Source organism: Devosia insulae DS-56 (genome assembly GCF_000970465.2).
Classification (GTDB): domain Bacteria; phylum Pseudomonadota; class Alphaproteobacteria; order Rhizobiales; family Devosiaceae; genus Devosia_A; species Devosia_A insulae.
Genome location: NZ_LAJE02000211.1, coordinates 1 through 12987, shown reverse-complemented (window position 1 = coordinate 12987; position 12987 = coordinate 1). Strand labels below are relative to the sequence as shown.

The 12987-nt window shown below is 65.2% G+C and carries 13 protein-coding genes; 5 read left to right on the top strand and 8 right to left on the bottom strand.

Annotated elements, in window-relative coordinates:
• Positions 1 to 11 precede the first annotated feature (11 nt).
• The gene (locus VW23_RS15210; protein ID WP_069910400.1) at positions 12 to 470 is read right to left on the bottom strand and encodes a GNAT family N-acetyltransferase; all 459 of its coding nucleotides are present in this window, start codon (positions 468 to 470) and stop codon (positions 12 to 14) included.
• Positions 436 to 819 carry an ArsR/SmtB family transcription factor gene (locus VW23_RS15205; RefSeq protein ID WP_069910399.1) on the bottom strand — a complete coding sequence of 128 codons (384 nt, stop codon included), beginning with the start codon at positions 817 to 819 and terminating at the stop codon, positions 436 to 438. Before VW23_RS15205 ends, VW23_RS15210 begins: the two co-directional genes overlap by 35 nt.
• A 112-nt stretch (positions 820 to 931) precedes the next feature.
• On the opposite strand from VW23_RS15205, the gene VW23_RS15200 reads away from it, so the two are divergent.
• Together VW23_RS15200 and VW23_RS15195 are read left to right on the top strand one after the other, a co-directional pair.
• A complete protein-coding gene (locus VW23_RS15200) occupies positions 932 to 2104 on the top strand; it encodes an MFS transporter (protein WP_069910398.1) in 1173 nt (390 codons plus the stop codon).
• 72 nt (positions 2105 to 2176) lie between these two features.
• The gene (locus VW23_RS15195; protein WP_069910397.1) at positions 2177 to 3328 is read left to right on the top strand and encodes an MFS transporter; all 1152 of its coding nucleotides are present in this window, start codon (positions 2177 to 2179) and stop codon (positions 3326 to 3328) included.
• A 9-nt stretch (positions 3329 to 3337) separates the two neighbouring features.
• Here the strand turns inward: VW23_RS15195 and VW23_RS15190 are convergent, their stop codons facing one another.
• From VW23_RS15190 to VW23_RS15180, 3 genes are all read right to left on the bottom strand, one after another.
• Entirely contained in the window at positions 3338 to 4873 is a 1536-nt protein-coding gene (locus VW23_RS15190; protein WP_069910396.1) for a permease, read from the bottom strand.
• Entirely contained in the window at positions 4873 to 5634 is a 762-nt protein-coding gene (locus VW23_RS15185; RefSeq protein WP_084646175.1) for an ABC transporter ATP-binding protein, read from the bottom strand. Before VW23_RS15185 ends, VW23_RS15190 begins: the two co-directional genes overlap by 1 nt.
• A gap of 128 nt (positions 5635 to 5762) precedes the next feature.
• Positions 5763 to 6665 carry a ribonuclease T2 family protein gene (locus tag VW23_RS15180; protein WP_244513602.1) on the bottom strand — a complete coding sequence of 301 codons (903 nt, stop codon included), beginning with the start codon at positions 6663 to 6665 and terminating at the stop codon, positions 5763 to 5765.
• 42 nt (positions 6666 to 6707) lie between these two features.
• Between VW23_RS15180 and VW23_RS15175 the strand changes: the two genes are divergently transcribed.
• Entirely contained in the window at positions 6708 to 6971 is a 264-nt protein-coding gene (locus VW23_RS15175; RefSeq protein WP_069910394.1) for a type II toxin-antitoxin system prevent-host-death family antitoxin, read from the top strand.
• A gap of 178 nt (positions 6972 to 7149) precedes the next feature.
• Here VW23_RS15175 and cfa read toward each other — a convergent pair whose 3' ends face one another.
• The 3 genes from cfa to VW23_RS15160 form a co-directional block, all read right to left on the bottom strand.
• On the bottom strand, positions 7150 to 8244 hold the full coding sequence (gene cfa / locus VW23_RS15170; protein WP_069910393.1) for a cyclopropane fatty acyl phospholipid synthase: 1095 nt from the start codon (positions 8242 to 8244) through the stop codon (positions 7150 to 7152).
• Positions 8245 to 8340: 96 nt separating this feature from the next.
• Positions 8341 to 8850, bottom strand: coding sequence for an RpiB/LacA/LacB family sugar-phosphate isomerase (locus tag VW23_RS15165; protein WP_069910392.1), 510 nt, complete (start codon positions 8848 to 8850; stop codon positions 8341 to 8343).
• Between the two features lie 107 nt (positions 8851 to 8957).
• Positions 8958 to 10934 (bottom strand): bifunctional 2',3'-cyclic-nucleotide 2'-phosphodiesterase/3'-nucleotidase, encoded by a 1977-nt coding sequence (locus VW23_RS15160; RefSeq protein ID WP_069910391.1) that lies wholly within the window; start codon positions 10932 to 10934, stop codon positions 8958 to 8960.
• A gap of 221 nt (positions 10935 to 11155) precedes the next feature.
• Between VW23_RS15160 and ypfJ the strand changes: the two genes are divergently transcribed.
• Together ypfJ and VW23_RS15150 are read left to right on the top strand one after the other, a co-directional pair.
• Positions 11156 to 12055 (top strand): KPN_02809 family neutral zinc metallopeptidase, encoded by a 900-nt coding sequence (gene ypfJ / locus VW23_RS15155; protein ID WP_069910390.1) that lies wholly within the window; start codon positions 11156 to 11158, stop codon positions 12053 to 12055.
• Positions 12056 to 12068: 13 nt separating this feature from the next.
• Positions 12069 to 12902, top strand: a complete 834-nt coding sequence (locus VW23_RS15150) for a neutral zinc metallopeptidase (RefSeq protein ID WP_069910389.1) — start codon at positions 12069 to 12071, stop codon at positions 12900 to 12902.
• Positions 12903 to 12987 lie beyond the last annotated feature (85 nt).

Sequence of the window (12987 nt, the reverse complement as noted above, 5' to 3'; positions counted from 1 at the left end):
GGGGAGGGGGGCTACAGCGCCAGCTTGAAGCCTTCGTGGCTCCTCTTGAAGCCCAACCGTTCGTAGAAGCGATGGGCGTCCAGGCGCTGCTTGTTCGAGGTGAGCTGGACGAGACCGCAGCCCCGGGCGCGCGCCTCGGCGATGGCCCAGCCGATCATCTCGCCGCCAAGCCCCTTGTTGCGATGCTGGGGGGCGATGTGCACCGCCTCGATCAGGCAGCGCCACTCGCCGAGCCGGTTGATGCCGGGGATGAAGCTGAGCTGCTCGGTGCCGACGGCCTCGCCGTCGAGTTCGGCGATGATCAGCCGCTGGTTGGGGTCGGCCGCGATGGCTTCGAAGGCGGCGAGGTAGCGCGGGTGCTGCGGTTCGTCGGGGCGGTCATTGGTAGCGACGACACTGTCGTCGACGATCAGCCGGACGATGAAGCCGAGATCGTCAGGGGTTGCGTCGCGAAAGTTCAGCCGGCTCATTCGGTTCGTCCTCGAATCCATCGATATGAAGATCAGCCGTACTGGCGATGATCGAGTCGAGGAAGCCGGGGAAGCGATGGTCGAGATCGTCGCGACGCAAGGTCACCCGCCGTCGCGTACCTTCAGGCGTGACATTGACCACGCCTGCCTCGCGCAGCTTGCTTACATGGTAGGTAATCGACGTCTTGCTGGCGAGATCGGTAAACTGCCCGCAGGTCATACCAAGCCCACCGCAGCGTGACAGCTCGCCGATGATGGCGAGTCGCGTTTCGTCGCCTAGCGTCGCCAGGACGGTGGAGAGGCTGATCCGTTCGGTGTCAGGATGCGGCAGGGGCGGGTGCGCTGTCATGGCAATGAACTATGCCATTTCCTGCTAAAGTTCAATGATCGTTGAACTAGCTCTTGACGCGAGCTTCGACGAGGTTCATTTGTTCAACAATCATTGAACTAAGGATCTTCCCATGGACACGCGGCTTATCTGGCTCGCGCTCGGCACTTTTGCCGTCGGCGTCGAGGGCTTCGTCATCGCTACGCTTCTGCCGGCCATCGCGGCCGATAGCGGCGTGACGATCACCCAGGCCGGCTATCTGGTTTTTGCCTATGCCATCGCCTACGCGGTGGGGGCGCCGGTGCTTTCGGCGTTCACCGGCCGATACGATCGGCGGCCACTGCTGGCGGTGGTGGCGCTGGTGTTCGCCGTCGGTGCACTGCTCGCCGCACTCTCGCAGGGTTATGTGATGCTGCTGGTGGCGCGGCTGATCATCGCCGCCTCGGTCGGGCTCTACGCCGCAACGGCACAGGCGGCGGCGGTGACGCTGGCGCCGGCTGAACGCCGGGCACGGGCTGTGGCGACGGTGGTTGCCGGCACCACCATGGCGGTGGCGCTGGGGGCGCCGATCGGAGCGTTCCTGTCGGGTTTTGCCGGGGGGCGCGGCATCTATTTCGCCATTGCCGGGGTAGGGGTGCTGACCGCGGCGGCGATATGGCTGATGTGGCCCAAGGGCATCCAGGGCGACCGGCGTGGGCTCGGCGAGCGGCTGGGCGTGCTCAGCGTGCCCGGCCTGTTGCCGGCACTGCTGACGATCCTGCTCTACATGACCGGGCCGTTTGCGGCGTTCATCTATCTGGGACCGGTGACCACCAGGCTGATGGGACTCGATGCCGGGCTGCTGCCCTTCGTCATGCTCGCCTACGGGCTCGGCGCGGCGCTCGGCAACCCGCTGGGCGGGCAGCTGTCGGATCGGATCGGGGCGCAGGCGACGGTCACCATCGCGGCGGTGCTGAATATCGGCTTCCTGCTGCTGCTCGGCGCCATTCCGCTGCTGCCGCAGGCGGCGATCACGCCGGCCTATTTCGCCTTCATGGTGGCCTGGGGCATTGCCGGCTGGATGTTCGTGCCGGGGCAGGTGAGCCGCGTGGTGGCGCTGTCGCCGAGCTCGGCGCCGCTGGCTTTGTCGCTCAACGCCTCGTTCCTCTATCTCGGCACGGCGCTGGGCGCGCTGGTCGGTGGTCTGGTGCTCGAGCACCTGCCGATCAACGAGCTCGGGCTCGTGGCGGCGATCTTCCCGGCGCTGGCGCTCGGGGTATTGATCCTCAGCCGCCCGCGCGTCGTCGCCATGCCCAGGCTCGGCTGAAAGGCTTAGCCTCGGCGGCTTGACCGCCGCCGGGGGCTCTCCTAACCATCGTCGGGCGAGGGGTTTCCGACGATGGACGTGCGACTGCTGTGGTTGGCGCTGGGGGCATTTGCCGGCAGCGTCGAGAGTTCGCTCATCGTCAGCGTGCTGCCCGCCATTGCGGCTGAGACCGGCGTCAGCCTGGCGCAGGCCGGCTACCTGATCTTCGGCTATTCCATCGCCTACGGCATCGGCACGCCGCTGCTCTCGACCCTGTTCGGGCATCTCGACCGGCGTACGGTGGTGGCGGGGGCCGAATTGCTGTTCGGGCTGATGTGCCTGTTGCTCGGGGTATTGCCCGGCTTCCTGCTGCTGGTGCTGGCGCGAACCTTCATGGCGCTGGGGGCGGGGCTCTTTACCTCAACGGCGCAGGCGACCGCGGTGGCGCTGGCGGCGCCGGGTAAGCGCGGTTCGGCGATCTCGACGGTGGTGATGGGCGGCTCGATCGCGGTGGCGGTCGGTGTGCCGGCCTCGGCGCTGGTGGCGGAGTTCCTCGGCTGGCGCGTCGCCTATCTGGGCCTCGGCGTCCTCGCGATCATCGCCTCGGCGACGATGTGGCTGAAACTGCCGGGTGATATCCACGGCGACCCTCGAACCATCCGCGAGCGGCTGAGCGTGCTGAAAGTGCCGGGCATGCCGCTGACGCTGCTTGCCTCCGGCGTGATGGTGATGGCGAGCTTCACCTTCTTCAACTACCTGGCGCCGGTGACCACGGACCTGCTCGGGCTCGACCGCGTGCTGCTGCCGCTGGTGATGTTCGCATTCGGTCTCGGCGCGGTGTTCGGCAACTTCTTCGGCGGCCGGCTGGCCGACCGGATCGGCGGCAGGCAGACCATGCTGGTGATCGGCGGGCTGATGGTGGTGCTGCTGGCCGCGGTGCCGCTGCTGGCCATGCTGCCGCGCCCCGCCGTGCTGCCGGCCTTCCTCTTCCACATGCTGCTCTATGGCGTGGTGTCGTGGGGGTTCTTTCCACCACAGCTGCACCGGCTGGCAGCGCTGGCGCCGGCAGCCGTACCGCTCTCGGCATCGCTGAACCTCACCTCGATGAACATCGGCGGAGCGCTTTCGGCGCTGGTGGGCGGCCTGGTGCTCGAGAACCTGAGCATTGGCTGGCTCGGACCGATCGGGGCAATCGTCGCGGTAGCGGCGCTGGTCGTCGCCTATCTAGCGCCAGACCACCGCTAGTGGAGCGCGCTAGACCCGCTTGCCCTTGGGACTGAGGGCCCAGGCGACGATCAGCACGATGACGGCGAGCGCTGCCGGCAGCACGGCGAGCAACTGGTTGCCGGCGACCAGTACGGCGGCGCCGGCCCACATGATCGAGCTCAGTGCCTCGGAAATCGTCGCCGTGCGCGAAGCGACCTGACGGCGGCGGAACATGGCGCGGCGCATCGGCACGCGGAACCACAACTGGATGGCAGTGGCGGAGCCGGTCGAGATGGCGACGAAGAGGGCGGTGATCCAGGCCAGGTCCCACGAAGCGATGGCGACGAACAGCAGGATCGGCGCGAACACCACTGCGATCGAGCAGAGCACTGCCTCGATCTTGGCGATCAGCACGGCGCGCGGGTGGATCGGCGCGGTGACCACGAGATCGTGTGCGTCTTCGCCGGAGATGGCCAGCCAGGAGAGGCCGCCGGCGAGCTGGCCCGCCGCCATGACGATCACCGGGATTACCACGACATAGGTGCCGGCGCTCTGGCCGTAGGAGACCCACAAGAACAAAGCCGGCGGGAACAGATAGAGGATCTGCATCAGTGTCTGGCTGAGCAGCCAGGGGTCACGCAGCAACAGGCGCCATTCCTTCACCCGCAGCGCATGGCGCTGCGAAGCTTTGCGGAACGGTCGCGTCGAAGCGGTCTGTTGCACCCGGGTGGCGGAGACGCCGGCTGCCGCGATGGCATGCTGCGCAAAGCCACCGGAGGTGAGGCGGATCACCAGCGCCAGGGCGCCGAGGCCGAGCGCCAGGACGATGAGCACGGCGCCAAGATCGCCCATCGCGGCGCGGGCCGGCAGCCAGAGCGGGTTGCCGAGGTCGGGCGCCCCGGCGATGAACTCGGGCGATTGCAGCACCGAGAAGCGGTTCATGTTGCCGAAGCTGAGGATGGCGACGGCCTGGATGCCGATGACGAAGCCGGCGCCGACGATGCCGGCAATGATCTGGGCAATCAGCCGGGTGCGGGCCGGGCCGATGCTGCGGAACAGACCGACCGTCACCAGCACCGAAATCGCGGCCGCGAGGGCGCCGAAGCCGGCGAGCACGCCGTAGGCGGCGAGCCATTGCGGCCCCTCATAGGCGACAAGCACGTTAATGATCGGGCTCGCCAGCAGACAGGCCAGCAGCACCGTGGCAAACGCCGTCGCTGCCGTGCGGACGGCGAAGACACTGGCCGAGGACGCCGGGGAGCTGAGGATCAGGTCGAGATCGGAGCGCGAATAGTAGGCGCGGGTGACCGATTCCAGCGCCTGGCTCAGCATCACCGTCCAGAACAGGAAACCTGTGCCGGTGACCATCACCAGCGTCGCCTTTTCGGCGACGATACCCTGGCTGACCCAGGGCGCCAGCAGCGCGTTGGCGAGGAGGTGCAGGCCGAGGTAGAACAGCCCGAGCACGAGGACCAGCACGACACTGCGGACCTTGCGGCCGCCGGTGGTCATGGCGAGCCAGTCACGCCAGGCGAGGCGGAACTCGTGGGCGGCGAACCAGGGAAGCGTGGCGGGCGTGCTCATCAGGCAACCGCCGCGAAGTCGGCTTCCTTCTGGGCGACGAGATCAAGGAAGATCTCCTCGAGTGTGGTTTCGCGGCCGATGCGGGCGCGGAGTTCGGCGAGCGTGCCTTCGGCGACGAGGCGGCCGTGGTTGATCACGCCGATCCGCTCGGCCATGCGCTCGGCCACTTCGAGGATGTGGGTGGTCATGATGACGGTGACGCCGGCGGCCACCTTCTGTTTCAACACATCCTTGACCTGCCGGGCGGAGCCGGCATCGAGGCCGGTCAGCGGCTCATCGAGGATGATGAGGCGCGGGTTGTGGACCAGCGCTCCGGCCAGGGCGACCTTCTGCAGCATGCCCTTGGAGAAGCCCCCGCAGCGTTCGTTGGCATGGGGCCTGAGGCCGAGCCAGTCGATCAGTTCGTTGGACTGGCGCTCGGCCTCGCGCGCCTCGATGCGCCACAGGCCGGCGACGAACTCGAGATATTCGAGCGGGGTCAGCCGGTCGTAAACCATGGGCTCATCGGAGACCCAGGCGACGATGGATTTGGCGGCGATGGGATCCTTCGCCGTGTCGATGCCGTAGACCGAAATGGCGCCGGCATCCGGCTTCAATAGCCCCGCCACCATGCGGAGAATGGTGGTCTTGCCGGCGCCGTTTGGGCCGAGCAGGGCGTAGAACTCGCCGGCCTTCACCTTGAGTTCGAGGTCGATGACCACGGGCCGGTCAAAGCTCTTCCGGAGCCCGGAAATATCGAGGGCGAAATCGGGGGACGGCATGCGAGGCTCCGCTAAGTTCGCCTGCAGCCTACCCATCAGCCGTTGAGAGGCGCTGAACCGGGCCGGTAAACAAAGAGCTGACGTGATCCTCCACTTGCGTCAGCGAACTCGAAAAGTTTGCAACTTTTCTATTGCAAGCCCACGGCGTCGACGATGCCGCCGATACAGCCGCCATCGGTGGGGCGGGCGGCGCGGACCAGTTTACCGAAATCGGGCGTGTCGCCGGGCGTGCCCCAGAGGCCGATAGTGATCTCGCTAATGATGCGCCGCTTGCCGTCGTCGTCGCAGGCGATGCGGACGCGCTTGCCGGCATCGCGGCCGAAAGCATCGTCGAAGGCATCGCGGATCTGGTCACGGGTCAGGGTCTTGCCGATATTGCCGGCAAAGAGGTCGCGCACCTTGGAGGCGTTGAGCGCGGCGAGCAGCTGGGTCGCGGTGCGGTAATAGCTCGCCGCGTCGGCGCCGAAGCAGGTGCCGTGCTTGATCCACTCGTGCCGTTCGAGCTGCGAGCGGGTGCCGGGCATCACCTCGTCGAGGGTTTTCTGCAACTCGGCCGGAAGCTCGACTGGAGGGAGGGCCGACCAGCGGCCGTCGCGATCGAGCTGTTCGAGCTTCGTCGACACGTCGCAATACTCGTCGGTGGGCCACAGGCCATGCAGCGAGAAGTGGTTGGCATCGAACCGGGTACGGCTTTGCTGCCGGCATTCAGGCTTATTGGCCGCCCCCTCGCAGAAGGCCGGTTGCCAGCTCGCAGCCAGAATCAAGAACTGGTCAGAAGCCTTGGAAGGCGTTGTGGGTTCCGACTTCGGAGCAGTCTGCGTCGGGGCAGGGGCGGGTGCAGTGGGAGCGACCGGCGGTGCATCCGTCGGCCGAAGCCAGAGATAGACCGCCCCGCCGATGAGGAAGGCGGCGATGAGAAGGAGGGTGAGGCGAGGATTCATGCTGCGATCGGTCCAGCTTGCCGAGCCCGCAACTGACCACGATTCCAGCGCCACGTCAGCGATGCCGCGATCTTGCTCGGGATACAGCATTGTTGTAAATTACAGCATTGCTGTAATTTACAGAAAATCCGGATGTCCGAGAAGAGCTACTCGACTAGTGATCTATCACGCAGGTCAGGCGACATCATCGTCGAAGCGCTGCGGAGACCGGTAACGATCACTCAGCGCAACAAGCCGCGCTTGGTGTTGATGAACATCGACGACTATGAGGAGATGCGGAAGCAGGGCGATCCGAGGCGAGCCATCAAGATCGGTGAGCTGACTGAGATCGAGCTCGACGAGATGCAGCGGGCACTCGACAAGTACCGGAGTGAAGCGTCGGCTGGGGACGAATGAGCTGGGAGAGCCCGCGCATGGCTCGAACGAAACGCGCTGCCCCTCACCCCGACCCTCTCCCCAGCGGGGAGAGGGGGCGATGGGGCACTGCCTGTGCAAGATGCGTCCCCTCTCCCCGCCGGGCAGAGGGTTAGGGTGAGGGGCAGTCTAACCGCCTCTCAAATTGATGGTGGAGCGCTCAGCGCTGCGTCACGTAGCCATCGGGCACACCCCTCGTGGCAAGCACGAACTGCCAGACCTGCAGCACCTTGGCGCGGAAGCCGCCGGCGCAGCAGAGCAGGTAATACTTCCAGAGGCGGTAGAACCGCTCCTCCTCGGGGTTGCGATCCTTCTTCCAGTTCTGCTCGAAGTTTTCGTACCAGGCAACCAGCGTCTTGTCGTAATGCGGCCCGATATTGTGGACGTCGATGACGCTGAACAGCCCATCGATGGCCTTGCCGATCTGGGCGATCGAGGGGATGACGCCGCCGGGAAAGATGTACTTCTCCAGCCAGGCCTCGATCGTCTCGGTCGACCACTGGCTGCCGATGGTGTGCATCATGAACAGCCCATCGTCCTTGATGACGCTGCGCGCCTTCTCGAAATAGGTGCGGTAGTTCTTGTGCCCGACATGCTCGAACATGCCCATCGAGACGGCGTGGTCGGTCTTGCCCTCGAACTGGCGGTAATCCTGTACCCGGAACTCGATTGGCAGGTGCTTATAGCGCTCACGGCCATAGGCCGCCTGGTCGGGCGAGACAGTAACGCCGACACAGTTGGCGCGGTACTTTTCCGCGGCAAAGCCCATGAAGGCGCCCCAGCCGCAGCCGATGTCCCACACGGTTTGCCCCGGCTGTACGCCGATCTTGCGACAGACCATGTCGAGCTTGGCTTCCTGGGCGTCATCGAGATTGGTGACGCCCTCCGGCCAGTAGCCGCAGGAACCAGTCATGCGCTTGTCGAGCGAGGCCTTGTAGGCTTCGGTCTCGTTGTAGTGCATGGCGGCGACGCGCTGCGAACGCGTGATGTTCTGCATGTTCATGAAGCGCGCCTGCACCACCTGCCAGACGAGGTTGGTGGTCACGCGCACGCCTTCGGGTACGCGTGAGCGCAGCACCCGGTTGAAGAACTCCGGCATGTCGGCGACGTCCCAGACGCCGTCCATATAGGCTTCGCCGAGGCCAAGGGTGCCCTGGCCGTACAATCGTCTCCAGAACTCCTCGGAGTGGATCTGAGGGTCCCACGGATTGGGACCGTTCAGCGTAATATCTGCCTCCTTGAGGAGGACTTCCATTTGTGGGGTGGCTCCCATCGAATCCCTGCTCGCTAAAATAGACAAACGCGGGAGAGCCAATGCCCCCGGAGGAGGCAAGTCAAGGTCGCCGGATGGTCAGGTCCCGCCGCGCGCCTCGCGCTCGAGCGCGGCGAGTTTTTCCACCCGGCGGCGGAAATGTTCCTCGGTCGAGAACTCGGCGGCAAGGAAGGCGCGGATCACGTCGGAGGCAATCTGCGGGCCGATGATCCAGGCGCCGATGCACAGCACATTGACGTCGTCGTGGATGACGCATTGGCGCGCCACATAGGTATCGTTGGCGACGGCGGCGCGGATGCCGGCGACCTTGTTGGCGGCGATACAGGCGCCGGCGCCGGTGCCGCAAACCAGGACGACACGCTCGACGCGACCCTTGAGGATCAGATCGACGGCCTTACGGGTGACATCGGGGAAATCGACCGGCTCGCTCGATTCGGCGCCCAGGCTGATGACCTCATCGCAATGCTGGCCGAGCAGATCGTGCACGAACCCCTTCATCGGAAAACCCGCATGATCGGAGGCGAGACCGAGCGCGCGCCGATGGGGAATGATCAGTCCGTCCGGGTGTCGGGCTTCATTGTGCAACATCTCGCGCCTCCTCAAGCGATGGTGGGGGCGAGGTAAGGGCAATCTGCGAGTTGCGACAAGCCGCTATGTGGTGGCCGGCGCGCTTTCGGCGCGCCGGCCGGTTGCGATCAGAGGGTGATGCGGTATTCGCCGAAGCCGTTTTCGCTGGTTTTGCCGGTGGCCTCGATCTTCACCGCGGTGACGTCGGCAAGGTGCTCGGCGGCCTTCGGGCCGGTCTCGAACAGCACGGTGCCGCCGATCGGGGCGAGCGACCAGTTGCTGTCCGCCTTGGGCTCGATGGTTTTCTGCTCGATGATGTAGCGCACGATGATATCGCGGTTGGTATCGGGGCCCTTGAAGATGATCTTGTCGGGCCCGATGCCCGGGAAAGTGCCGCCGCCGCCGGCGCGATAATTGTTGGTGGCGACGACGAACTTCTGCGCCGGGTCGATTGGCTTGCCGTCAAACTGCAGGTCGATGATGCGGCTCTCGGTGTTGCCGATATCCTCGCCCTTGGGGCCGTATTTCGACGGCTTGGTGACATCGATCTTGTAGGTGACGCCGTCGATGACGTCGAAGTTGTAGGCCGGGAAATCGAGGTTGATCAGCGGCTGGTCAGCGCCGCCTGATGCCACCTGGTTGAAGATGCCGGCCGAGCGATCGAGCCAGTTCTGCACGTCCTGGCCGGTGATCACCACGGCCTGGATAGTATTGGGGTAGAGATAGAGATCGGCGACATTCTTGATCGCCACCGGGCCCACCGGCACATCGGTGTAATAGTCCGGACCGCCACGGCCACCGGCCTTGAACGGCGCGGCGGCGGAGAGGATCGGCAGGGCCTCGTACTCGGTGCCCTTCAGCATCTGCGTGAGGTACCATTTCTGGGCGATGTTGACGATCTGCACGCTCGGATCATCGGCGACGAGCGCGAAGTAGGAGTGGAGCGGCGCGGCGGTCTCGCCGACCGGGCGGCGGATATAGGCGAGGGTCTCGTCGTGATCGTCCTGCGCCGAGGCGAGGATGCCGGCGACGCTTTCGACCAGCGGCTTCACCTTGCCCTCGACGCGCTCGAAGATCGGGCGGGCTTCGGCGGTGTGGGAGACAACGCTCCACTTGCCGTCATCGGCCTTCTCCAGCAGCAGGTCGATCAGGCCCATATGCGAGCCCCAGAAGCCGGCCATGACGGCAGGCTTGCCGGCGAGCGTCCCGGCGGTGAGATCGGCGCCTTCGAGGCCCTCGAAATCCTTGGAGTTGGGGAACACCAGATGCTGGTGGCCGGTGACGATGACGTCGAGGCCTTCGACGGCCGCGAGCTGCAGCGCGGCGTTCTCCGCCTTGGGCAGGCCGGTATCGGCGGCGATACCGGTATGGGCCAGCGCGATGACGAGGTCGGCCCCTTCCGCCCGCATCTTCGGGATATAGGCCTTGGCCGTCTCGACGATGTCGCGGGTATCGACCTTGCCGGCGAGGTGGGTGTTGTCCCAGGTCATGATCTGCGGTGGCAGGAAGCCGATGAAGCCGAGCTTGATGGTCTGCTTGGCGCCGGCGCCGTCAACCAGTTCCTTCTCGACGATCTTGTAAGGCGCCACATAGGTGGTGTCGGCCAGGGGATCGGCGCCGAGCGCGCCCTTGGCGAGATTGGCCGAGACGATCGGGAAGTTGGCGGCGGCGATGGCGGCATCGAGGAACTCGAGGCCGTAGTTGAACTCATGGTTGCCGAGCGTGCCGACCTCGTAGCCGAGGGTGTTCATGGCGGCGATGATCGGGTGCGGCTCGTTGGTCAGGCCCTTTTCGTAGGCGATGTAATCGCCCATCGGGTTGCCCTGGATGACGTCGCCATTGTCGATGAGGACCGAGTTGCCGGCTTCGGCGCGGATGGCGTCGATGATCGCCGCGGTGCGGGCGAGGCCCAGCGTGTCGTTCGGCGCATCGGCGTAATAATCATAAGGGAAAACCGCGACATGCAGGTCAGTGGTTTCCATCAGGCGGAGGTGGGCCTGGCCGGCGGCAGCCTGCACCGCGAAGGGGTGCAGCACCACGGCGGCGCCAAGCGTCGCCGAGCCGGCAAGGAAGGCGCGGCGGGAAATTGAGTAATTGTAGTTCATTGACGTCTCCCACAACATTTGAAGAAAGCGCGACCAGACGGAACGTCGGCTCTCCTGGCCGGTTATCCCGCATGGCGATCTGGGCCTCAGATGCCGCCGCGACGTGACGTTGGAATGACGACGGCAATTGTGACAGTGGCCTTTCTGGACCGTTTGGTCAAATTTGCTGTCGCAAGACGAATAGCAGTATTGTTACTGGGCTGGTCCCATGGAGATTCCGGATGAAGTGGCAAGGGCGTGAGCGCAGTTCGAACATCGAGGACCGGCGCGGCCAGGGTGGCGGCAACATCGGTGGCATGGGCGGCGGCCGTATCCCGATCCCGATGGGACGCGCCGGCGGCGGTGGCCTCGGGCTGGTCGGCATCATTGTCGTCTTAGGCATTATCTGGTTCGCCACCGGGCAGAACCCGATCGACATTCTCACCGGCGGTGGTGGGGGGACCACGACCTCGCAGAACCAGCAATGGGCGCCGCCTCCGAGCAATGCCGGCGAGGACGAACTCGCCAACTTCGTCGGCGTGGTGGTCAAGGACACCGAGACCCTGTGGGGTGAGGTGTTCCAGCAGAACAACCTGACCTATCAGCCGCCCAAGGTGGTGCTGTTTTCGGGCGCCACGCAATCGGCGTGCGGCACGGCGCAATCGGCCTCGGGGCCGTTCTATTGCCCGAACGACAAGAAGGTCTATATCGACCTCAGCTTCTACGATCAGTTGCGCCGGCAGTTCGGCGCGCCCGGGGATTTTGCCCAGGCCTATGTGATCGCGCACGAGATCGGCCATGCGGTGCAGGACCAGACCGGCGTGTTGCCGGAGTTCAACCGGGCCCGCGCCACGATGAGCCAGGAGGAGCAGAACGCCTATTCAGTGCGGGTCGAGCTGCAGGCCGATTGCTATGCCGGGGTGTGGGCGAACTACGTCAACCGCGAGAACCTGCTGGAGCAGGGCGACACCGAAGAGGCGATCACCGCCGCCAACGCCATCGGCGACGATACGTTGACCCGCGGGCAGGTGGCCGAGCGCAATTTCACCCACGGCACCTCGGCGCAACGCATGGCCTGGCTGAAGAAGGGCATGCAGACCGGCGATGTGAGCCAGTGTGATACGTTCAAGGGCTCGATCTAGGAGCGCTGCCAAAATGGGGCTGATCCCCGCGGGTGCACTGCCGCATGTGAAGCGGTTCGGCTGGTCCGGCGTACTGGCGCTGGGCGTGGTGATCGTCATGCTGGCGGGGATCAATCCGATCACGCTGATCAGCGGCAAGGTTTCGCCACCGCCACCGCCGACCTCGATCACCGGCGTGCCGGCGAGCTCGGCCAGCATCGAGCAGATCGCCGCCTATCCACCGATCGTCGGCAGCGAAGCCGAACTGATGTGGCGGCGCTTCTTCTGGCAGACGGCGATCCGTTTTCCGCGCGTGACGATGAGCGTGGTCGAGACGTCGAGTGCATTCGGCTGCGGCATGGCGGGCAAGGACCTGACGGTGTTCTACTGTCCGGACAACCGCATGGTGTACGTCGATCGCAGCGCCTACGAGCGGCTGCGCGCCAAGTTTCCGCTCGGGGCCGACTACGCCATGGCCTATCTGGTAGCCGAGGCCTACGGGCATCACGTGCAGTGGGCGCTCGGAGTGTTCACCGACCTGGTGGCGCTGCAATCGCTTAGGGGGGCCGACCGAATCGCTGCGCTGGAGCGGCAGATCGACCAGCAGGCGGCGTGCTATGCCGCGATGTGGACGATCACCGCCGGGATCGACGAGCTCGACAGGAATGCCGCGGTGATGGCGGCGGTCGGCGCGGTAGAGGCCAATCGCGGCAATGCCATAATCAACCTGCCGCTTGGCCGGGTGGTGCCCGAGGTACTGGCGACGGCGAGCCCCGAAGCGCGGGCCGCCTGGTACGACAAGGGCTACGCCATCCCGGCGCCGGGCAGCTGCAAGCTCGACAAGATCGCTGCCGAAGGGCTGGTGTGAGACTGTCTCTCATACGCATCTAAAAAAAAAAAACAACAAACAAAACACAATACCATCACACCTGCACTTAAGAATGAAACCAGAA